The sequence below is a fragment of the Sporolactobacillus mangiferae genome, from assembly GCF_023336505.1.
GTDB lineage: Bacteria > Bacillota > Bacilli > Bacillales > Sporolactobacillaceae > Sporolactobacillus > Sporolactobacillus mangiferae.
Genome location: NZ_JAMAST010000005.1, coordinates 48,827 through 69,069, shown reverse-complemented (window position 1 = coordinate 69,069; position 20,243 = coordinate 48,827). Strand labels below are relative to the sequence as shown.

Genomic DNA, 20,243 nt, shown 5'->3' with positions numbered 1-20,243 from the left:
CTTATTAGAATGAATCACACGCGATTAAAAAATTACATTCTTTGCGCACTTTTTGCTGCAATTACCGCCATTCTCGCTCAAGTCACCATCCCGCTTCCGATCATTCCAATCAGCGGGCAGACACTGGCCGTCGGTTTAACAGCCACAATTCTGGGAAGCAGATACGGTACGGTCTCAATGATCGTTTATGCCGGACTGGGTGCCATCGGCCTCCCGGTCTTCGCAGGCATGAGCGGCGGGCTTGGTGTCCTTATCGGCCCTTCCGGCGGTTACATTACCGGTTTTATTCTGACCGCATTGGTGACCGGACTGATTCTTGAACATACTCAATTCAATACACCGATGGCGCTCGTTGCCAATATTGTCGGCATGTTTGTGACACTTGCAGTCGGTACGATTCAGTTAAAATTTGTGCTCGATCTTTCCTGGGCAAAAGCGATGGCTGCCGGTGTTTACCCATTCCTGATTGTTGGCATTGTGAAAGCCGTCATCGCCAGCGTTGTCGGTATTCTGGTCCGTCAGCGTCTGACCCGATTCGGACTGCTGACCACCGGCAAACAGCAATCGGCAGCCTGATCACTGATTTAATCCAAAACGCACATGACCGTTAATGAGTCATGTGCGTTTTTGTAATTGCATCCTATTTTGCTGTTGATTCACTTGATGATTCATCCGGTCGTTTTTAAATCAGGAGGTGCACAACATTCCGATAAACCGTAAACTGCTGATGTCTGTAAAATTGTTCGGCAGCTTCATTATTTGCCCAATAGTCCAGAATAACTTCGTTGAGCTCCTGTTCTCTGGCATACTGGCAGATCCGGTTCATCAGTGCCGTTCCCAGCCCTTTTCTTCGCTTGGGTGAGGCAATACAAAATTGATGTACCTCAAGAAATACAGACGCTTTTTTAAAGGGATTTTCCTTCTGATTAATCGTTTGAATCCATGCATAGCCGCAAGGACCTTCTTCATCTTCAGTGACAAGAAATCGGGATGCTTCATCCTGAATCAGTACCTTTTCAAACCAATCTCTGATTTTCTCAAACTGATAGGGTTTGAAGTGTTCCGGATACAGCTTCGCATGCAAAGTCTGTACTGGTTCATTCAATCTGGCAATCAGAGCGGCATCGGTTGTAAATCTGATCGTCATGGATCGACCTTCTTTCCGTACTGCCTTCTTTTACCGATTTTCTACCGCCACTTGATTCACTTGGTGCTCGCTCCGTCCGGTTTTCAAAATCGCAAGTACATCATTTAAGCTGATCTCAACCATGTTCTGCACAGCGAGATTCGTATAAAAGCCTATATGAGGCGTGATCAGTACATTGGGCAGGGCACGCAGAGCTTTCAGCTGCTCGTTCGAAATTTCTTTGCCACGCAGATCCTGATTGAAAAAATGTTCCTCACCGTTTAATGTATCCAGCGCTGCTCCAGCAATTTGCCTGTTTTTCAGGGCGGTAATTAATGCATCAGTATCGACCACCGGACCACGCGAAGCGTTGATCAGCACTGCGTCCAGCTTCATCAGCGCGAATGCCTCCGCATCAATGAGATTCGCCGTGGATTCCATAAGCGGAACGTGCAGCGTCACAACATCAGCCGTCTGAAGCAATTCTTCTTTCGACACGTAGGTGAGGACATCACGCAAATCATCGCGCGTGGCGATATCATTTGCGATGACCGTTGCGCCAAGCCCCTTGAACAGACGCGCAGCCGTGCCGCCAATCCGTCCGGCACCAATGATGCCGACAGTCAGTGAGCGAATTTCCCGCGCCATCAGCCCTGCCCAACGGAAGTCCTGCTGCCTGCCCCGTTCGTCAAAAAGCTCCAGATTGCGGATCAGGCGCATGGCCTGAGTAACCGCCAGCTCAGCAACCGAGTTCGGCGAATAAGCGGGAACATTGGTGACGATCAAGCCATGGGCGGATGCCTGGTCAAGATCAATCATGTCATAGCCGGCCGTGCGCGTTGCCAGCTGTTTCAACCCATTTTCCTCAAGTGCTTCATAAACGTTAGGATCGCCGATATGATTGCGCTGCTGAATGACAATGCCGTCATAGCCTTTGGTCAGTTTTACCGTTTCCGCGTCCAGTTCCCGCTGATTCACGTCCACCTGTACACCGGTTTTTTCTGCCCATTCCTGAATGGCTGCTTCTTCGTCATTGCGAACACTGAACATCATGATTTTCATTGCTGCACACTCCCCTGCTTTTCCTCGAACTTTGCTGCGTAATCGGCAATGCGCCGCATCGCTTCCTGAAGTTGTTCCATACTTGCCGCATAGCTGATCCGGATCCAGCCTTCACCCCCGGGGCCAAATGATCCGCCAGGAATGACGGCAACTTTGGCTTTATGTGCCAGATCCCTGCTGAAGGCCATACTTTCTTGATTCATTGGCGAGGGAATCCTGGCGAACAGATAAAACGCCCCTTGCGGCTTTACACATTCAAAACCGCTTCTGGTCATCGCCTCGTAGACAAAATCGCGCCGTTTCCTGTATTCTTCACGCATTCGGGCACCGTCATCCATGCCGTTTTCAAAGGCTTCAAGTGCTGCATCCTGAGCAATCGTCGCGGTTGACGTAATCGTGAATTGGTGGATCTTGGCGAGTTCCGTCGCAATTACGGCAGGCGCACAGATAAAACCGATCCGCCATCCAGTCATTGCATGCGATTTTGAAGCGCCATTGATCACGATTGCCTGATCCGGCAGGTATTCGGCCATCGACACATGGCGTTCACCATAGGTCAGTTCACTGTAGATGTCATCACAGATGACGAAAATATCATGCTTTTTCAAGACGTCTGCCAGTGCTTCAATTTGTTCGCGCCGATAGGTGACACCGGTTGGATTACATGGAAAATTGAAAATGACTGCCTTAATGGCATCGCCATGTTCCGCAAGTGTTTTTTCCAGCAATTGCGGCGAAAGTACAAATCCTGTTTTCGAGGTATCCATGAATACCGGTTCCGCCTGAGCAAGCAGTGTATCCGGAATATAGAGCGGGAAAATCGGCGTTGGCATCAGCACTTTGTCTCCCGGATTCAGTATTGAGGTAAGTACAGTATAAATAGCTTCGGTTGCACCTGCCGTGACGAGTATTTCATGATCCGCATTGTAGAACAGACCATACTTTTTCTCGAGAAAACGGCTGATCGCCTGACGCAGTTCAGAAGTGCCGTTTGGCGGTGCATAATGGCTGCGATTGCGGTCAATGCTACGCTTTCCTGCTTCCTTTACATGTTCCGGTGTGTTGAAATCCGGTTCACCAATAGTTAACTTAATAATTCCCGGAATTTCCGACGCTTCCTGATCGAACTTCAGGATGTCAGACGGCTGAATCAGGCTTAATTCCTTTTTCATCTTGCGAATGAGTGAATGTGCCATCATGATTTCCCCTTTTCCCAATGTGTGAAAAACACCCACGGTATCAATAAGCCGTGGGTGCTTCGAAACGCCTGATGCAAATAAAAACCACACGGATTATTGATCTTAAATCCATGTGGTTATTTTCCCAAGTTTAACTGTACCACCTTGGCTCCCGCATGGATGCAACCTTCTGGAGAAGTGTTTGCATCCTGCGAAGCAAGTGCAAACACTAACGAAAGAAACCAAAGTAGTAATAAAAATTATTCAATTGGAGTTTGCCTGCTCGCTTCATGATCAAGAACTCCTTTTGAGTTGGTGGTATTATTTATATCAGATTATCAGAAAAGTGTCAACCTTATTTTAAATGTGATTTGAGCAACCACACTGACCTTTTTACACGACTCACATCAACCTCATTGTCCATGATGATGTACAGCAATTGTTTGGATTGGCGCCCCCATATCCAGCTCTATCCAAAACTTTCCGCTGTCTCGCTGGTCGTCTTCATCCAAAAATTGTGCGTCTTCCGACTGGCTCCATTCGATATAATCTCTGCTTTGATTCATCACAATGACAAGTCAAATATTTTTTGCCATTTAACGGTTTTGTATCCGATTTCATTGTAAAATTTATGTGCACCTGTTCTGCTTTCTCCTGAGCGCACCCTGATTCTTGGATACTTATGTTCACGTGCCCATTCAGCACATCGCTCCATCAGCTTGCGACCAATCCCCTGCTTTCTGAATCGGCTGTCGACGACCAAACCGCCGATCTCCGCAAAGACCCCTTCCAAAGTATATCTGCCGAAAATATGCACCCAGCCGCGCAGCTCCTTTTCGGTGTTCTCATAGACAAAAACAGCATGCGTTGTATCCTTCATTATGTACTGCAGACGCTCACCAATCTCGCGTTCGGTTGCGACATAACCGAGTTGACCGCATAAATCAGCCAGTTTTCTGACATCTTCTTTCTGAGCAAATCGAATCATTTCAAGGAACCCCCTCTGTTCATCTACCATCAGCCTGCTATAAAATAAGTATACTTTTTATGAAATGACGATCAAATAATGTGTTTATCTTGTACGCTTCTTAATCTTTTCGGTCTCTTCACAGATTTTATCGGTCTGTTTCCGAATTCTATCGGTCTCATCGCAGATTTTTTCGGTCTGTTCGCGAATTATATCGGTCTCTTTGCGAGAGTTTTCGGTCTGTTCAACAATTCCATCCACATTCACTGGTGACTCAATCAGGCATGCTATAATCAAAGCAGCTGTAAACAAGAACTATTGATCAAAAAGGAGTATCCGTCAATATGAACGAAACAGTCCAAAAGCTTTTGAACCATCGCAGTATTCGCAGCTTCACTGATGAAAAAATTCCGCAGGAACAGGTTGATCTGCTGATCGATGCCGCACAGCATGCGTCCACCAGCAACTTTTTCCAGCAGTATTCGATTATTGGCATTACCGATCCAGAAAAGAAAAAGGCTCTGGCGAAAATCGGCAACCAGCACTATATTGCCGAAGCAGCCCGACTTTTTGTGTTTGTGATCGATCTGAACCGCAATGCGGCGATCGCCGAGGCAAAAGAAAAGCCGGTCGATGTACTCAGCTCGACCGATTTCTTCTTAAGAGCATTCAGCGACACCGTGATTGCGGCTCAGAATCTGGTCGTTGCCGCTGAAAGTCTCAGTTACGGCGCAGTTTATCTCGGCAGTATTCTCAATGATCCTCAGGCAGTGATTGATCTCTTAAAACTGCCGAAGCTGACCTTTCCGGCATTCGGTGTCGCCGTTGGCCATCCAAATCAATCACCGCAGCTCAAACCACGTTTGCCAAAAGAAGCAGTATATTTCGAAAATGAATATCATCCACTGGAACAACCGCTGGACTTTCTAAAAGATTATGATCACGAAGTCAATCAATATTATGATCTGCGCAACGCGAATCGTCGTGTCGATACCTTTACGAATCAAATTGCCAAGGCCGTATCGGGCGCGCAGTCGGAAAATAAGAAAAAGATACTGGATACGCTGAAAGCACAGGAACTGCTGCAATATTGATCCACACTTTTGCACATGTCATAATTGGCGTGACGGGAAACCAGACCTGGCCGGTCTTGAGGTGCCAGCCATGCTATAGACTATTTTGTAACAATCATACATGCGGGAGGAATCGACAATCACTGAATGGAAAACGCGTTTCTCAGAATTAAGTGACGAAACAAAAGAAGAATTACTCATTTATGTCGGAAAAAACAGCGATGTCTATGAACGGCGATGGGAGCAGATGGACGAACGAAAAAGCTTGATCTCATGGAACTGGCCATCATTTTTCTTTTTTAGTTATTGGGCAGTGCATCGAAAAATGTATCTTTGGGCATATGGTTATTTGATTCTGTCCAACATTCTCGATTATGCGCTTAACGATGTGCCCTTGGGTCTTTACATATGTATCTTCCTGCCTCTCTCGATTATTTCTGGATTATTCGGTAATCAACTGTATTTTTTAACAGCATTGAATGCGCTACAAAAATTGAAAGCACGCATTCCCGATCGTATTGACCGGCTCGACCATCTGCAAAGCTTTCCCGGATACAGCTGGCCTGCCTTCTGGATCTGCTTCTTCATTGACATAGCTGTATCAATGATCTTCAGCTATGCCTGATTTTAAAGCACATGCACAATGTATGTACCAGCTGTCACTGCCTTAAACAAACCTTTATATAAGTCTTATGTTTTCTTTTCATAGATTTTGAATACGCGTATGTAAAGGATCATGCTGATTATGGAAAAAAGAAGCAACAGTGAAAATACACCCATCGGCGGTACCCAGGCGGAGATAAAAACCGTAAGCGGCGCAAGGAAACGCCCGATCGTAAATTGCAGGCCTGATGCACCCATATATTGTGCTCGCGCACGGGCAGGCGCATAGTGGCTGACGAAGCTTTGCGTCACTGGCGAACGTACAATTTCACCAAGTGTAAATACAACAGTAATCGTAAACAGATACCAAATATTCGTGTTCAGCCCGACTGCAAACGTCCCAAAACCCGAGAGCGCACAGGAAAGCAGCAGAATGTTCCGCTCAGTCCAATTTTTCAGCCAGCTGCTGATCGGCAAAATGAGCAGAACAAACATGAGCCCGTTCAATCCAAGCAACCAGCCGAACACCTCTGAGCTTGAGAGCATGAAACGCCGGTCACCCCAGTAAATAAGCGACTGTGCGGGCACATGATTGATCACATAGACTGCTAGGTACAAGTCCAGTTGCATCATGGGGATGATTACAAATATGCCTGCAAGAATGTAGAGTCCGAACACCTTGTCATAAGCCACCAGTTTCAAGCTGTCCCAAAGTGACCGGAATACCAGATGATGCCGTTTTCCGTCGCCTTTTTCATTGCTTAGCTGAGGCTTCGTTTCATGAATCATGAAAAACATAATCAGCAGATAGATAAAGAGAATTAAAGCGCATGTCCACAGAAGTGCACTTTGATACTTGAAAAACAAAACTGCTCCCAGTGCGGGTCCGAGAACGGCACCAATATTGTTCGCCGTCGTAAACGTTGCAAAAATATGACGACGTTCGTTCTCCGGGACAAGATCGGCAACCATCGCCGAGCTGGGCGGTGAATAGAGCGCAGATCCAAGACTGACGCCAATGAAATAAAAATAACTCAGCCATGCAGACGGTGAAAGTGCCAGTGCTGCGAACATTGCCGTTTGAATCGAAACACCCAGCAGCATGATTGGACGGCGGCCCACATGATCGGCCAGACCGCCTCCTGTCAGGCTGCCGAGCGTGCTGATGATCGGCGGAACCATCATTAACATTCCCGCGGTTGAATTCCCGAGTTCCTGGCTGAAATAAACCGTTAAAAAAGGAAAATACATCCAATAAAACAAATGAAACACTGCTTCGCCAAGCAGACGAATTTGTAAATTGTGATCCCACTTAAAAATAATCATCTAACTCCCCGTTTTCTGCGGGTGCGCAGGCACAAACATGTGTGTTATGCGCCCTTGATCGAATTAAAGATATGAGAGCACTCCGCTTCGATAAAAATTTGCCTGAAGCAAAGGATTAGTAACCTTGCACTAAATTTCTCTAAATCTTTATCCTAATTGTGTAAGACTTTGTGCAAAAAATATAGACTTATATTTCAAGGTGATTTATACTATTAATATAAAAGTTGAGGGGTAGCCTTTCTTTTTTGGTTGCCGTACAAATCGAACATATATTCGCAAAAAGATACAAAAGACATCTTCCCTGCTGAAAGATGTCTTTTTTCATCTGTGCTCTTCCCTTGCCGGGGACACTCCTGAAACCAAGCGGCAAGTCACTGAATGACTTGATGCAATCGGTTTTGGTGCGGTCGATGCTGGACAGCATCTTATTGCATGCATAAAATGCCGAATGATTCAGAAGTGATTTTTCTTGCTCAAAGTCTTCTCAAAACTGTAAGTATTCCTTATCCCTCTGCATCGATTTAACTTATTTATATTCTTCGGGCATGAATTCCAGAAACGTTGCTCTGATTTCCCGTGCCATTCCAAACAATTAATGTCAGTCACTGTCATTCAAAGATGCGTTATTTACGCTTTCTTCTTGTGAAATAGAAATAAGGCAAAGAATGAACACGAAGGGCAGCGTAGCAATAATTGGCAGCAGATAGCGTAATGAACCACTGACCGGCGATAACAGTGCAATCAGCATATGTGTCGCAACTGTTGATAAATAAACTGTTTTTCGTTTTTGCCCAGTAACAGTCAATAGTAAAAATGATAAAACAATTAACCAGAAGTAGAGTGCTCCACCTTCCCAGTCACCGATCAAAGGAATATTTCGATAGATTTCCCGTGATGCATTCGCCAGTTCCCGTTCTTTTTGCATCGAATCGCTAAAAGAAAACTTCAACTGATTATCCGCCCAATTTTTTGTACGTGGATCAAACTGCCGGACATTGCCTGCCACATCAGTCCTCAGGCCGTCAGTGAGCGTATAATATCCGCTCGTTTGTGCGACGATCGCATCCAAATAAACAACAGGATGTTTCACAGACATGGTGATCCATGTCTTAAAATAAGCCAACAGATCCTGCTTTGTCGCACTGATTCGGTATGTTTCCTTGACACGATCGGAGATTGTTTCTGTGTAACGCGCACCAATGCTTCTGTAATCCAACACAGCATTGATTGCTTTTTTTTCGGCAGGAGTCACATCATCCTCTGCGTATTTCACATATCTGGCAGTGGCTTGGAACGGAATCGACAGCATTTCTCTCGTATCACTGTTACCATACCCGTTTGGAATGCCTATTTTCGGTAACAATACTCCATTAATGACTGTGATGAAGATAACAATAATTGCCAACGCGCCTAAGAGCCGCCTTCTGGTCCAGTGCCGATACGAAAAGCCCAGTGTCAACAGTGACACGAAAACAACATAAAGCCCATCTTTTCGGATGAAACAAACAAGCAAGGCCAGCAACCATAGTAAGAGATAATCTCTTTTTCGATGTTCCTTCTTCAAATGAAAATCAATCAGTTTTATTGTGTAAAGTAAAAAGATAGCAAAGTAACTGACATCTTTCATTACCATCATCGTCACAATCGACCATAAAGGCATGCAGGCATAAAAGAACAACAACCCAAGCTGCAAATAGATAGAACATTTAAAACGATTTAAGTAGCTAATGCTATAGGAAAAGCAAAAGGAAACAAGCAAAATTTGATAAAGTGCCGCTGAAAACAATCCGAAATTGTTTCCAGCCAGCAATCGACCCGCCTTTGCAAGCCCACCCATGATAAACGTCGTCAAAATCGGATGATGATTGTTCAGCTGTGAAGGGTCAAAAACCTGATTGATTTGTCGCATACCATCGAACGTAGAGACTCCCGGATAATAAATAATGATGATCGGCAGCCAGCAGATTAAAATGAATATTATGCTTTTCAGCAACGTCTTGTTTCTGAACCATGCCGTAAACTGCGTTTCTTTCAATTTCAATTGTGCCCGATGATGAATAACCCATGTGATAAACGCCTGAAAAGCACTGTAAATCAACACTGCATAGCCGATGAACAATATGAATGAGTAAACCATTTTATGGCTACTCTCACCGATAAATCCAATTGTGCCGCTATAGCGTTCGATCAGGCCGATAACTTGTAAAAGTGCCAATAAAATGCTTGCTGCAAGAATTGTTCGGCATCCTGCCGGTTTGATTCTCATAAAAATATGATTATAGAATAACCAGAGTGCAATCAGCATCACAATGCCCGCCGTTCGCAATACTCGAATGTTCTGCCGAAAGTCGGAAGAAAACAGCAGGGCGATGGTCGTGATTAGCGCAAGAAAGAATGTTATGGCCATCCGTACTTTTTTACGTTTGAGAACAGTCGCTAATTCCACTTCTTTTAACCTCTTTCTATGCACCACAATGAATTAACAAATCAGAGTGAAACGCAAACAGCACCGATAACAATCAAAACGATGCCGATCTTTTTTTTTGCGGAAATAGACTCTTTTAACAGGAAATAGGCAATCAGCATCGTCCAAATATAAGTAATCGCAGTTAACGGCAGAACGACCGAATAGGGGAGAAAGCGCAGGACATAGATGTTCAAAATGGCAGCAAGCACATAAAGTATGACACCGAAATAGAAATATTTGCTGAAAAGAATTGACAAGAAACTATCTCCGTCAGTCGATTTTTTCAGAAAAAATCCGGCGAATGCCCCCAATACCGTCATGATCAGGATCGATATAAACATCATTTTTATTCATCCCCACCGCCAATTAAAATAACACCAACTGTGATCAACGCGATGCCAATCAGCTTTACCCAAGTAAAGCCTTCGCCCAGGATCCAAAATGCCAACAAAATGGTCAGCACATAGTTCATGCTCAACATCGGCTGCAGAACAGAAAGACTACCAAACCGATAGGCGACAACCATGATCGCTGCGCCCATGCCATACAAACAAAAACCGATAGCCAGGTACAATAAACTCGTATCTGTTGCTGAAAGTTTCCAGAAAAGTTGACCCAAACATGCACATAGTGAAGAAAGCAGCATCAATGCAATGCCCGCTTTATTTTTTCGCAAGGAGCTGATCATAGGGTTCACTCATTTCGTCTGTTGCAGCGTAATTCAATATTCTTTGCAACTGCAGGTATTCGTTCATCTTGATCTCAAAGTTCTGACGTTCGTTCTGTACCAAAACATCTAATATCATCCCCCCGAAGAAAGAAAGAAGAGACGCCAACATCAGGAATCCGCTGACAATCAGTGTTGGAAATCTCGGAACAAGTCCCGTTTGAAAGTAATGTACCAACACTGGTAATGCCAGTATAAAACTGATCAGGAGCAATACTAGCGAAATTGTGCCGAAAAATTTAAAAGGATCATAATTCTTAAAAAGCCTGAAAATGGTGATCAGCACTTTCACACCATCCGAATATGTATTCAGCTTTGAAACGCTGCCTGCTGCTCGATCCTGATATCTCACGGTGACATTTTTCAGACCAAGATTTTTATCGCAAGCATGGATAGTCATTTCCGTTTCAATTTCAAAGCCCTTCGACAGAACAGGAAACATTTTAACAAATGTATAGTTGAATGCGCGGTAGCCGGTCATGATGTCGCTGACATCCGTTTTAAAGAGCATTTTGATTAATTGTCTTACCAGACGATTGCCGATATTGTGAAACGGACGCTTATTTTCAGTATAGTAGGTCGATGACAGTCTGTCACCGATCACCATGTCCGCCTCACGATCTAAAATTGGTTGCACCATATCCCGAGCACTCTCTGCTGGGTAAGTGTCGTCTCCATCGACCATCAGATAACATTCTGCATTAATCTCGCGAAACATCCGACGGATGACCTGACCTTTTCCCTGTTTTTGCTCATAACGGACAACAGCCCCTGCCTGACGGGCAATAACATCCGTACCGTCCGTTGAGTTATTATCATAAACATAAATCGTGGCTTCAGGAAGTGCTTCTTTGAAATCCGTCACCACCTTTTCTATCGTCAGCGATTCATTATAACAAGGGATTAAAACAGCGATGTGCTCCATGAAAATTCCTCCCCGCTAATGCAGTTTATAAACCCCCATGCTCAACGCTGTCCCTCTCTCATTCACTCTTAATAAACAGACCATCGTTACCTGACACCCTCTCGGAATTTCAATGAAAAATGGCGAATTTCCGGCTGAAAAAGCGACGAACTAATCGGTTTTTTGGAAAAACGTGGAATTCCTTCGATAAATGTAACTGAGGAGATCAGCAAGAGGGAAGAAATAGTATTTTTGTGATTCATTATCAATAATCCGATTATTTATTATACAGCCGTAATGTGAATCTAATGTAAAAAAGGCATGAAGAAAGCTTTTTATTTCACTGAACCATTCTGAAAAGAAAAATGATAATTGAGTCGCTTCATTTTCACAAATCAAGCATAAGCGGATGTAGAACATCAATTTAATCTTAGAGAAGGAAGGACGGTATAAGTCTGAGTCAGAAAGTTAGACGCAGCGTTTGGTGCATGCTACACTGATTCCAATAATCGATGAAGGGGAGCAGTAAAATGAAAATCGGATTTATCGGCAGTGGAAACATTGGGCAGGCGGTTGCAGCCAATGCAATTCGCGCAGGATATTCCGTTGTGATGTCCAACTCACGCGGTCCGCAAACACTTGCTGGTCTCGTTCGAAAACTGGGACCGAAAGCAGAAGCGGCTACTGCAGAACAGGCTGCTCAGAAAGGTGATCTCATCGTTGTCACCGTGCCTCTTTACGCGCTGCCAGAACTGAATACGGCCGGAACAGCAGGGAAGACGCTCATTGATACGATGAACTATTATCCAGGTCGGGACGGACGAATTGAAGCACTCGATAAAGGCACGACAACGACGAGTGAGCTGACGGCCGCTCATTTTCCGGACGCACATGTCGTAAAAGCCTTTAACTCCATTTTTGCATCGGAGATTGAAACAACCGGAAAATCTGGCGATGATCGGCACCGGCGTGCCCTTCCGATCGCCGGGGATGATCCTGAAGCCAGGCAACAAGTTGCTGAGTTACTTAATGCAATCGGTTTTGATACGGTCGATGCCGGACCGCTTCACGAAGGATTCCGTTTTGAAAACGGAACCCCCGCTTATTGTGCACACGCGGACCGCACCCAATTGACAGAACTTCTGAAGCAGGCAAAGGAATAACTGAAACAAAACAGGCTGGATAAACATCGGCAAGTCCCGATGCCTGTCCAGCCTTCTTACAGGTCATTCCTGAATGTCACCTGCACTTATCGATAGTTGTCGTGAATCGGGTGAAACAGATCTTCATCAGCGTTTCGGACGAGTGAAAAATGATCGTCATTGTCATAACCATTCAGTATCCGGTTATGATGCTGAATAATCTGTGCCGCAGATAATTCCGGAGTATCCGCGGTCGAATGGGCATCACCGACCAGCGTCACATCAAAACCGTTGACCGTTGCCATCCGGACCGCTGTATCAATGCAATACTCTGTCATGCACCCGGCAATGACCAAATGCTCAGTCGCTCTTTCTTTCAGAAACGGCAATAACGGGGTATGATAAAAAGCACTGGTTGCACTTTTATTAAAAGTCGGAGCACCATCTGGCCGGTGGATCGCCGGATGAACATCAAAACCGCTGCCTTCGCCGCCAGAGACACTGGTGTCACGAATAAAAATGACATGGCTTCCCGCTTTCACCGCTTTCTCAATAACCTTGTTGATTTTCTCAAACAGTACCTCTTTGTTATATACGCCGGGTTCCTGAGCGTCTCCATCAATAAGCGCCTGCTGCGCGTCAATCACAAGCAAAGCCTGATTCATCAGTCACTCTCCTTTTCTGCTGGTCAGCTTCGTGCCCCACAATTAATTATATCAGCAAATATCCGCCGTCCGCATTGCTCACTCTTCAATTCTTATATAAATTTTTCCACGGCCGGCTGATTTGGCGAGTCGTTCACGATACAAACGACTCATCAAGCGGCTGATTGTCTCCGGTGCAACACCAATGTACCCTGCCATATCCTGTTCAGCCATTAGACTCGGAATCAGTACCCAGCCGTCCGATACGTGCACACCCGATTGTTGCGCCAAACGTTTAAGTAGTGAAATGAGCTGCACACGTGCCGGTTCAAGGACTGAATCAGAGTATCGGTTGATCAGTTCCTGACTTTTCATTGCCAGAAAGCGCGTTAAATGCTGATGGATAACAGGATAACGATCCATGAGCGTATACATGGCTTCTTTTTTAATTGCAAACAGCATGCCTGATGCCAGCGCATCCGCACTTGCCGGATACACGGTGGCCGAATCCGCCAGACCGGCATGAGGGAACAAATCACCTTGTGAAAAAAGACTGACGATCCACTTCTTGCCTGCTTTATTTTGATGAAACGCTTGGACGAGACCGCTCACCACAAAGAAATAATGGGTCAGCGCGTCGCCCTGCAAAAAAATGATTTCTTTTTCATGGAACGTTCTGAATGACCCGCTGCTTGTGATCCGATCCAGGGCTGCCTGAGAAAGCCCTTCAAACCAGCCAATCGCTTCCAATCTGGACACTCGTATCACTCCTTCATTAGAAAACTTGGCTTTGCCAAGCCTTTGACACGGGCGAAGCCGCCGCCTGCACTTATACGATAATCCGCTGAATTTTAAACTTTCTTATATAGTACAAAAAAGTACCCGTCACTTGATCTGGGTCATGTTCATTTTCACCATTTATATTTAGTATAAATGACATGGTTTATCAATCAAAGAAAGTGATCTGTCTTTCATTTAAGGAGTGATGACTCATGCAGGTACTTACTTGTGAAAATCAGTCAATACTTAAGGAACAGCTTTATCAGGATGACTGCCAGACAATCATGCATTTGTCTCTTCAAAAGGGGCAGCAAATTCCCGAACATCATGGCGGCAATGCAGAAGTCACGGTGATCCCTGTACGCGGTGCCATCGTCTTCACAGCATCCGGTCAAGCAGAACTTCTCGTTCCTGGAAAACTGGTACATCTGAATGCACAGGAACTCCATTCATTGCGCGCTGAAGAAGACAGTGATGTCGTTCTGGTTAAGTCGGCGCGTGCTGCCGGCGTTGTACGTGAATGCTGAAAAGGATCATGCATGGGGAGGTGACCACTGTGGACCATCAACCGGAAGAAGTCAGGTACACACGGGTGGATCAGGACACCTGCATTTCCTGCGGCGCATGCGAAATGGCCGCTCCGGATATTTTTCACCACAATGATGAGGGGCTTGCCTTTTCAATCATTGACGGCAATCAGGGCATCAGACCGATTCCTGAAGAACTGCTGATGGATCTTGAAGATGCTTATGACGGATGTCCGACCGAATCGATTCTTATCTCTGACAGTCCGTTTGATACAGCTGTTCATTCAGGCGATAATAATGAATAAGAAAGAGCGATGAAAAGAAGGCGTGACGTAATATGAGCGTTCGGATCAAACGTATTTATGAATCAGTGCAGCGCTCGGATGGTCGGCGTATTCTTGTCGACCGAATCTGGCCGCGTGGCATGTCCAAAGAACGCGCCCGAATCGATGACTGGATGAAATCGGTCGCACCAGGCCCGGAGCTTCGCAAATGGTTCACCCATGAACCAGCGAAATTTGCCCATTTTCAGGAAGCTTATCAAAAGGAATTATTTGAAGATGAAGAGAAACAGCGCAGTGTTGACCAGATCATTCAACTCGGCCGCACGCAGACAGTTACTCTGCTTTACGCAGCAAAAAGTCCGACGTGCAATCATGCGTGGGTATTGCTTCAATTTATTCACACAATTAAAGCATGAAGTTATTTCTCTCCGCGAATGACTGCGCGGGCATAAACAGCAAATGGAATAAGCGGGTGAGTATTGATTCATGCTCATCCGCTTTTTTCCAGATAACATTATCTTTCCGGTTCAAAGGTTTTGCAATCAGTTTCTTCCTGCTTCGATGCCTGTTTTCCCTTGTGGCTGACCACATAAATAGCATTGGCCGAGCAGTGGTTGCCTTCATCCCAAAAAGTACAATTGCTGACTTCACAAAGAACGTCTTTGGCCATCACAGATCACCTCCCCTGAACCTAGTATGAGCTAAGCGCAGGAGAGTCATGCGGCCATGCCGCGCGGCGCATGTGCGTCGGCCAAATGTTCCAGTCACTTTGGGGTCAATAACTTAGTTCATGATGAGCAGCTGTTTTTCCTGGCTCAATATGCTGATGCTTCAACGAAGGAAATACGAACTTATCAAAAACGCCGACTAATGAACCTTGAAAAAGCAAGGCAAAGACCGTTCCGACATTAATTGCATACAGCTGATGCAAAAAGAACCAGCAGATCAGAGTAATCACAACCGGCGGCATAAAGGTCACCAGCTGTGCAATTGTCGCATTTCCCTTAAAATATTTAAACCGGATAATCTGCATTAAGTCATCGCACGGATGGAGCATCAGGTTAACACGCTGATAAATGGAAATGGCAAGCGAAATGAAACAGATTCCTGCAACATCAAGAACAACACGCAGTAAAAGCGGCAGTTCATTGATTCCAAACGCTCCAAGGCAAGTACTGAGAAGGCCGACCAGATAACTGAACGGAACCATAAAAATCAAATTGCCCAGAATTCGATGCCAGTCAACTTTTCTGATAATCAGTGCATTGGCAATAATCACCAGGATGCCCGAGGCAAACAGGATCCAACTGACCGAGATACTTGTCAGCGCAGTGAAATTAACGGCCGATGCCGTCCACAACGCACTTCCCAGATTCAGTGAAATTGTCAGCGCATTTCCGAATGCATTAAAGAAAATAGAGATCGCTAAATAAAATAAATTTTCATTGTGGCGATGCGTGTGCACCGCCGCAGCATGGTTTGCAAGCACGGACATTCCCTTTCTTCTGATTCATCTGTTCGATCAAATCGGCGAAAAAAAGACGCACCTTTATCGCTACGAATTGTTTCATTTTAACCCCTGTCAGACAATTGTTCAATAGTTATTTTTCAAGTTTTTTCGCATTGATACGAAAAAAATTCCTTTTGCGTATTAGAAGCCGGACCAAACATCTGATTTCTAATCTCCGGCCATGATTTATGCCTGCATCATCGCTACGTTGCCTGTTTGCTGTGGGTGCGCTCTGCTGGCATCTCGCGCTTCCGTATCCGGCTTACAGTTTACTTTCTTTCCCTTAGAAAAACCGGGCATAAAGCGCCTGGTCCTTACTTCCGCAGGATGCGGTGGCTTCCGCGTTGTGTACAGGATGTGCACGCCTTTAGTGGAAGTTCCTTTTACGCTGTAATCGAACTGGATTCGTGTCTTTAGGTTCTGAATCGTCACTTCGGTTGCTCGCTTGCCGCGGGCGATCCGGAAGCCTCCTCAGGCAGGCCAATTCCTGCGGGGTCTTCCCTGGCTCGCCGATCCCGCAGGCGTCTCGCACTCCGCTTTGATTCTCGATAAGACACTGGTTTATTGGTTTTCATATGGATCAAAATGATATACTTTCTTATAGCTTAAAAAAAAGAGGACATGCAAACTTTGCATGTCCTCCCTTTTAACGGATGGTCAGTTTTTCGTTTGGAAAAATCAAGTCTGAGGAAAGATGATTGAGCTTCATTAAGCTTTGCACGGTTGTTCCATGATTTCTGGCAATTGCCCAAAGCGAATCACCGGATTTGATGGTGTAGACAGCTGACGGATCGTTCAAGTATAACTTCTGTCCTGGACGAATCAATGTATTCTTCAGCTTGTTTATTTGCTGGATTTTCTGTACAGAAACACCATTTTGATTGGAAATTTCCCATAAAGTGTCTCCTGCCCGGACATAATACACACCACTATGGACTTTTCCGGTTTCTAAGTTCGACGTTTTAGAAGCTCTCGATGCCGAGATATGCTTTGGATCATTTGCGTTTGATGCTGAAGCTTCACTCGACGCAGATGATGAGTCTGTCACGTTTGCCGATGACTGATCAGTGCCTGTCCCTTTTTGCTGGTCAGAAGAAGCGACCTTTGAAACTGCATTACTTTGCGTTGATCCATCCGCCGAAGCCTGCGCCATTGATGTTTTTTCTGCTGACGTCGTTGCTTTTTCTGACGCTTGTACAGACGATGCAGTCTGCTTCTGCTGCACATTTACCGTTTGTTTCACGTTCTTCTTATTTCCTGAAATGATTCTTCTGGCTGTTACAAACCGCGGTTCCCAGTAGGTGGAAGCTCCGCCGTCAAAAATCTGTGTCTCGCGCACTCCGGTTTTCTCTGTTTCCGCACTGATCATACGATTATTGCCAACATAGATGCCAACATGAGAAATGCCGTTTCCTGATGTGTGAAAGAAAACCAGATCGCCAGGCTGCAAATGTGCACGGTCAACTTTCGTTCCATAGCCCGCCTGTGCTGCCGAATTATGGGGCAGCTGAACGCCGAATTGTGCAAACACCTGCTGTGTAAATCCAGAGCAGTCATTCTGTCCCCAGGAATACGCGGAGCCGAGTCCTCGTTCTGCTGCCTGAACAATCGATGTACCTGATGCTGCCTGTGCCTGATGTGCTCCAATACTTGACACGGCCAATCCTCCGATTAATGCCGCAGATAATAGACTCTTTTTCAATTTTTTCCCCTCCATTGTGTACTGCAAAAATCCTGAACCACATTCTATGTACCTTCATCAACATCACTTATCCTAGTCCTCAGACGTTGCAAAACATTAACACGCCATTGACAGCACCGCTACATTTCGATTACAAAAAAACAGAACAAAGTCAAAATCACTCTATTTATTTTCATGATTAGCAGTGCGACACATAAATGGATATTTATGGATAACCATTAATATTGAGGAGACTGACATTATTTTGATCAGGCGGTCGTTCATTTTTCTGAGAAGGCTTGTACATAAGGGAGTATTTGCTATGGAGTGCTCAGTTCTGTACAGATACCTGCTCTCCTGTGCGTGTCATCTGTTGTGCGCTTTCATCATCAGAAGCCTGCAGGACCGTGAAACATGCGTACGTCATCCCTCTCATCTTGCATGCCCGCTTCCGCAAATAGGTTACTCCATATTTCGTAGTGGTGCCGCGTGAAAAAAGTATGTATAGTTAAAACAGGTATATAAATTTCCAAAGACTATCTTGCTGGAGGTCGATTTATGCTTCATCAACTGTCCTTGCTCCATCCGGTTCTGCTTGCCCTTCTTGCCGGACTTTTCACCTGGCTTTGTACGGCCGCTGGTGCATCACTCGTTTTTTTCTTTAAGCATCTGGATCAGAAAATGGCAAACGTCATGCTTGGTTTTGCCGCCGGAGTGATGATCGCCGCCAGTTTCTGGTCGCTGCTTGCACCGGCACTCGAGCTGAGCTCTGGCATGGGGGCTTTCTCATTTGTGCCCGCACTCGTCGGATTTCTGCTTGGCGGTATCTTTTTACGCGTCGTCGATCGATTCATCCCTCACCTGCATTTTGGATTTTCAGTTTCCGAAAAAGAAGGACCGAAAACAAAGCTGCGCAAAATCATCTTACTTGTCTTCTCAATTACCATTCACAATATACCGGAAGGGGCGGCTGTCGGCGTTGCATTCGGAGCGATCATTGCTGGAAATACAGAGTTGCTTGTGGCAGCATTGGCACTTGCGTTCGGTATTGGCATTCAAAACTTTCCTGAAGGCGCTGCAGTAGCCATTCCACTTCGCGGGGAAGGTCTGACTCGCTGGAAAAGCTTCTGGTATGGCCAGTTATCCGCGATCGTCGAACCGATCTTTGCCGTTATCGGCGCTTACTTAGTCGTCCATGTGTCTCCGATTCTCCCTTATGCGCTTGCCTTCGCCGCCGGGGCCATGATCTTTGTAGTTATCGAAGAACTGATTCCGGAATCTCAGCATGAGGGATCAACAGATCTGGCCACTGCTGCAACAATGATCGGATTTTCAGTCATGATGGTGCTGGATGTTGCACTGGGGTGAGCAGCACCGCCCTGCTCAATTCAGTGCCAATGCATCGGGCGATCCAGCAGCACGGGTAAGCGGGTCGCTGCATCGCCTTGCGCTGAATTGAGCTGAGCCTGCGTTAAGAAAATGCTGTCAGTGAGGTTTGCGCCGCAAAGGTTAGCGTCGCGAAGATCAGCACCAATGAAGTCGGCTCCGCTTAAATCCGCATGGCTCAGATCTGCAGCAATCAGATAGGCTCCTCGAAAATTTGCTCCGGACAGATCCATCTTACAAAAGTTTTTGCCAATGAGATCCGCGTTGCAGAAATCGGCTCTCTTTTTGCGCAGCCCTGCACCATCTGATTGTGATGTACGCCAAACTCGTCCACTTGTCTCAACAAACAGTTGATTCAACTTGGCCTGCAGTGCGTGCAGATCAAGCGCATTGATTGACTCTGCCGAAAGCCGCGTCAGCTTTTCTGTTTCTGCAGATGCATGCGAGAGTTCGGATCTTATCGGACCGACAGCTGGATGAATCAGTGCTTCATTAAGATACCACAGCAATTCATGCAGCATGATCATTTTTGGAAATACGGCAAACATTTTTTCTGCCGTTTTTTTATGCCCGTGCCAATCAACACCGGCAAATGTCTGCTCGGACACCTTCTGACCCGCTCCAAAACACTCAAATGCAATGCAGCCTTTGAATCCCTTTTCTCTCAAACAGCTATGTATAAGGCAGCGACAATCGGCTTGTAAATTCGGGCACGGCATCTTCGCAGGTTTATCAATGGCAAAATCGGCCGAATGGGTAAAAGGCAGTGCAGCGCAGCATAAACCGAAGCAACGGCTGCAGTCAGGGCGCAACTCAGCCATGTGATTGATTGCATGCAATTTTTTCATCTCCAAAG

General features: G+C 45.7%; 23 protein-coding genes. 8 read left to right on the top strand and 15 right to left on the bottom strand.

Features of this window, described 5'->3' with window-relative positions; all coding sequences use genetic code 11:
* Positions 1-9 precede the first annotated feature (9 nt).
* Positions 10-576, top strand: coding sequence for a biotin transporter BioY (locus M3N64_RS06805; RefSeq protein ID WP_249100070.1), 567 nt, complete (start codon positions 10-12; stop codon positions 574-576).
* 106 nt (positions 577-682) lie between these two features.
* Here the strand turns inward: M3N64_RS06805 and M3N64_RS06800 are convergent, their stop codons facing one another.
* The 4 genes from M3N64_RS06800 to M3N64_RS06785 form a co-directional block, all read right to left on the bottom strand.
* Positions 683-1,147: a GNAT family N-acetyltransferase gene (locus M3N64_RS06800; RefSeq protein ID WP_249100067.1), complete on the bottom strand. Its 465-nt coding sequence runs from the start codon at positions 1,145-1,147 to the stop codon at positions 683-685.
* A 30-nt stretch (positions 1,148-1,177) separates the two neighbouring features.
* A complete protein-coding gene (locus tag M3N64_RS06795) occupies positions 1,178-2,188 on the bottom strand; it encodes a D-2-hydroxyacid dehydrogenase (RefSeq protein WP_249100065.1) in 1,011 nt (336 codons plus the stop codon).
* A complete protein-coding gene (locus M3N64_RS06790; RefSeq protein WP_249100062.1) occupies positions 2,185-3,384 on the bottom strand; it encodes a pyridoxal phosphate-dependent aminotransferase in 1,200 nt (399 codons plus the stop codon). The genes M3N64_RS06795 and M3N64_RS06790 overlap by 4 nt, the downstream gene beginning before the upstream one ends.
* 547 nt (positions 3,385-3,931) lie before the next feature.
* A complete protein-coding gene (locus M3N64_RS06785) occupies positions 3,932-4,354 on the bottom strand; it encodes a GNAT family N-acetyltransferase (RefSeq protein ID WP_249100059.1) in 423 nt (140 codons plus the stop codon).
* Positions 4,355-4,677: 323 nt separating this feature from the next.
* Between M3N64_RS06785 and nfsA the strand changes: the two genes are divergently transcribed.
* Together nfsA and M3N64_RS06775 are read left to right on the top strand one after the other, a co-directional pair.
* Positions 4,678-5,427 (top strand): oxygen-insensitive NADPH nitroreductase, encoded by a 750-nt coding sequence (gene nfsA / locus M3N64_RS06780; protein ID WP_249100056.1) that lies wholly within the window; start codon positions 4,678-4,680, stop codon positions 5,425-5,427.
* 100 nt (positions 5,428-5,527) lie between these two features.
* Complete coding sequence (locus M3N64_RS06775; RefSeq protein WP_249100053.1) at positions 5,528-6,031, top strand: DUF2628 domain-containing protein; 504 nt, start codon at positions 5,528-5,530, stop codon at positions 6,029-6,031.
* Positions 6,032-6,096: 65 nt separating this feature from the next.
* On the opposite strand, the gene M3N64_RS06770 is transcribed toward M3N64_RS06775, so the two are convergent.
* The 5 genes from M3N64_RS06770 to M3N64_RS06750 form a co-directional block, all read right to left on the bottom strand.
* The gene (locus M3N64_RS06770) at positions 6,097-7,335 is read right to left on the bottom strand and encodes an MDR family MFS transporter (RefSeq protein WP_249100050.1); all 1,239 of its coding nucleotides are present in this window, start codon (positions 7,333-7,335) and stop codon (positions 6,097-6,099) included.
* A gap of 598 nt (positions 7,336-7,933) precedes the next feature.
* Positions 7,934-9,781 (bottom strand): DUF6020 family protein, encoded by a 1,848-nt coding sequence (locus tag M3N64_RS06765; RefSeq protein ID WP_249100047.1) that lies wholly within the window; start codon positions 9,779-9,781, stop codon positions 7,934-7,936.
* A 41-nt stretch (positions 9,782-9,822) separates the two neighbouring features.
* Positions 9,823-10,146, bottom strand: a complete 324-nt coding sequence (locus M3N64_RS06760; protein WP_249100045.1) for an EamA family transporter — start codon at positions 10,144-10,146, stop codon at positions 9,823-9,825.
* Positions 10,147-10,148: 2 nt separating this feature from the next.
* Positions 10,149-10,490 carry an EamA family transporter gene (locus M3N64_RS06755; protein ID WP_249100042.1) on the bottom strand — a complete coding sequence of 114 codons (342 nt, stop codon included), beginning with the start codon at positions 10,488-10,490 and terminating at the stop codon, positions 10,149-10,151.
* A complete protein-coding gene (locus M3N64_RS06750; protein ID WP_249100039.1) occupies positions 10,465-11,454 on the bottom strand; it encodes a glycosyltransferase family 2 protein in 990 nt (329 codons plus the stop codon). The genes M3N64_RS06755 and M3N64_RS06750 overlap by 26 nt, the downstream gene beginning before the upstream one ends.
* 509 nt (positions 11,455-11,963) lie before the next feature.
* Between M3N64_RS06750 and M3N64_RS06745 the strand changes: the two genes are divergently transcribed.
* Positions 11,964-12,596 (top strand): NADPH-dependent F420 reductase, encoded by a 633-nt coding sequence (locus M3N64_RS06745; protein ID WP_249100036.1) that lies wholly within the window; start codon positions 11,964-11,966, stop codon positions 12,594-12,596.
* An 86-nt stretch (positions 12,597-12,682) separates the two neighbouring features.
* On the opposite strand, the gene M3N64_RS06740 is transcribed toward M3N64_RS06745, so the two are convergent.
* The gene (locus tag M3N64_RS06740; protein WP_249100034.1) at positions 12,683-13,240 is read right to left on the bottom strand and encodes a cysteine hydrolase family protein; all 558 of its coding nucleotides are present in this window, start codon (positions 13,238-13,240) and stop codon (positions 12,683-12,685) included.
* 78 nt (positions 13,241-13,318) lie between these two features.
* Positions 13,319-13,978, bottom strand: coding sequence for a Crp/Fnr family transcriptional regulator (locus tag M3N64_RS06735; RefSeq protein WP_249100031.1), 660 nt, complete (start codon positions 13,976-13,978; stop codon positions 13,319-13,321).
* Positions 13,979-14,211: 233 nt separating this feature from the next.
* Between M3N64_RS06735 and M3N64_RS06730 the strand changes: the two genes are divergently transcribed.
* The 3 genes from M3N64_RS06730 to M3N64_RS06720 are packed head-to-tail and all read left to right on the top strand — an operon-like array spanning position 14,212 to position 15,226.
* The gene (locus tag M3N64_RS06730; protein WP_249100027.1) at positions 14,212-14,526 is read left to right on the top strand and encodes a cupin domain-containing protein; all 315 of its coding nucleotides are present in this window, start codon (positions 14,212-14,214) and stop codon (positions 14,524-14,526) included.
* Positions 14,527-14,555: 29 nt separating this feature from the next.
* On the top strand, positions 14,556-14,831 hold the full coding sequence (locus M3N64_RS06725; RefSeq protein WP_368389900.1) for a ferredoxin: 276 nt from the start codon (positions 14,556-14,558) through the stop codon (positions 14,829-14,831).
* A 32-nt stretch (positions 14,832-14,863) separates the two neighbouring features.
* On the top strand, positions 14,864-15,226 hold the full coding sequence (locus tag M3N64_RS06720) for a DUF488 domain-containing protein (protein ID WP_249100024.1): 363 nt from the start codon (positions 14,864-14,866) through the stop codon (positions 15,224-15,226).
* A 98-nt stretch (positions 15,227-15,324) separates the two neighbouring features.
* On the opposite strand, the gene M3N64_RS06715 is transcribed toward M3N64_RS06720, so the two are convergent.
* The 3 genes from M3N64_RS06715 to M3N64_RS06705 all read right to left on the bottom strand — a co-directional run bounded on the left by M3N64_RS06715 (position 15,325) and on the right by M3N64_RS06705 (position 18,022).
* On the bottom strand, positions 15,325-15,480 hold the full coding sequence (locus M3N64_RS06715; RefSeq protein ID WP_249100021.1) for a DUF1540 domain-containing protein: 156 nt from the start codon (positions 15,478-15,480) through the stop codon (positions 15,325-15,327).
* A gap of 105 nt (positions 15,481-15,585) precedes the next feature.
* Positions 15,586-16,305, bottom strand: a complete 720-nt coding sequence (locus M3N64_RS06710) for a YczE/YyaS/YitT family protein (RefSeq protein ID WP_249100018.1) — start codon at positions 16,303-16,305, stop codon at positions 15,586-15,588.
* A 661-nt stretch (positions 16,306-16,966) separates the two neighbouring features.
* On the bottom strand, positions 16,967-18,022 hold the full coding sequence (locus M3N64_RS06705; RefSeq protein WP_249100015.1) for a LysM peptidoglycan-binding domain-containing protein: 1,056 nt from the start codon (positions 18,020-18,022) through the stop codon (positions 16,967-16,969).
* 537 nt (positions 18,023-18,559) lie between these two features.
* On the opposite strand from M3N64_RS06705, the gene M3N64_RS06700 reads away from it, so the two are divergent.
* Entirely contained in the window at positions 18,560-19,369 is an 810-nt protein-coding gene (locus M3N64_RS06700) for a ZIP family metal transporter (protein WP_249100012.1), read from the top strand.
* A gap of 20 nt (positions 19,370-19,389) precedes the next feature.
* On the opposite strand, the gene M3N64_RS06695 is transcribed toward M3N64_RS06700, so the two are convergent.
* On the bottom strand, positions 19,390-20,235 hold the full coding sequence (locus M3N64_RS06695; RefSeq protein WP_438271007.1) for a pentapeptide repeat-containing protein: 846 nt from the start codon (positions 20,233-20,235) through the stop codon (positions 19,390-19,392).
* Positions 20,236-20,243: the final 8 nt, after the last annotated feature.

Bases quoted from the DNA above. Each gene is read 5' to 3' on its own strand.
- M3N64_RS06805 (WP_249100070.1), top strand. From the start codon at position 10: ATGAATCACACGCGATTAAAAAATTACATTCTTTGCGCACTTTTTGCT.
- M3N64_RS06800 (WP_249100067.1), bottom strand. From the start codon at position 1,147: ATGACGATCAGATTTACAACCGATGCCGCTCTGATTGCCAGATTGAAT.
- M3N64_RS06795 (WP_249100065.1), bottom strand. From the start codon at position 2,188: ATGAAAATCATGATGTTCAGTGTTCGCAATGACGAAGAAGCAGCCATT.
- M3N64_RS06790 (WP_249100062.1), bottom strand. From the start codon at position 3,384: ATGGCACATTCACTCATTCGCAAGATGAAAAAGGAATTAAGCCTGATT.
- M3N64_RS06785 (WP_249100059.1), bottom strand. From the start codon at position 4,354: ATGATTCGATTTGCTCAGAAAGAAGATGTCAGAAAACTGGCTGATTTA.
- nfsA (WP_249100056.1), top strand. From the start codon at position 4,678: ATGAACGAAACAGTCCAAAAGCTTTTGAACCATCGCAGTATTCGCAGC.
- M3N64_RS06775 (WP_249100053.1), top strand. From the start codon at position 5,528: ATGCGGGAGGAATCGACAATCACTGAATGGAAAACGCGTTTCTCAGAA.
- M3N64_RS06770 (WP_249100050.1), bottom strand. From the start codon at position 7,335: ATGATTATTTTTAAGTGGGATCACAATTTACAAATTCGTCTGCTTGGC.
- M3N64_RS06760 (WP_249100045.1), bottom strand. From the start codon at position 10,146: ATGATGTTTATATCGATCCTGATCATGACGGTATTGGGGGCATTCGCC.
- M3N64_RS06755 (WP_249100042.1), bottom strand. From the start codon at position 10,490: ATGATCAGCTCCTTGCGAAAAAATAAAGCGGGCATTGCATTGATGCTG.
- M3N64_RS06750 (WP_249100039.1), bottom strand. From the start codon at position 11,454: ATGGAGCACATCGCTGTTTTAATCCCTTGTTATAATGAATCGCTGACG.
- M3N64_RS06745 (WP_249100036.1), top strand. From the start codon at position 11,964: ATGAAAATCGGATTTATCGGCAGTGGAAACATTGGGCAGGCGGTTGCA.
- M3N64_RS06740 (WP_249100034.1), bottom strand. From the start codon at position 13,240: ATGAATCAGGCTTTGCTTGTGATTGACGCGCAGCAGGCGCTTATTGAT.
- M3N64_RS06730 (WP_249100027.1), top strand. From the start codon at position 14,212: ATGCAGGTACTTACTTGTGAAAATCAGTCAATACTTAAGGAACAGCTT.
- M3N64_RS06720 (WP_249100024.1), top strand. From the start codon at position 14,864: ATGAGCGTTCGGATCAAACGTATTTATGAATCAGTGCAGCGCTCGGAT.
- M3N64_RS06715 (WP_249100021.1), bottom strand. From the start codon at position 15,480: ATGGCCAAAGACGTTCTTTGTGAAGTCAGCAATTGTACTTTTTGGGAT.
- M3N64_RS06710 (WP_249100018.1), bottom strand. From the start codon at position 16,305: ATGTCCGTGCTTGCAAACCATGCTGCGGCGGTGCACACGCATCGCCAC.
- M3N64_RS06700 (WP_249100012.1), top strand. From the start codon at position 18,560: ATGCTTCATCAACTGTCCTTGCTCCATCCGGTTCTGCTTGCCCTTCTT.
- M3N64_RS06695 (WP_438271007.1), bottom strand. From the start codon at position 20,235: ATGAAAAAATTGCATGCAATCAATCACATGGCTGAGTTGCGCCCTGAC.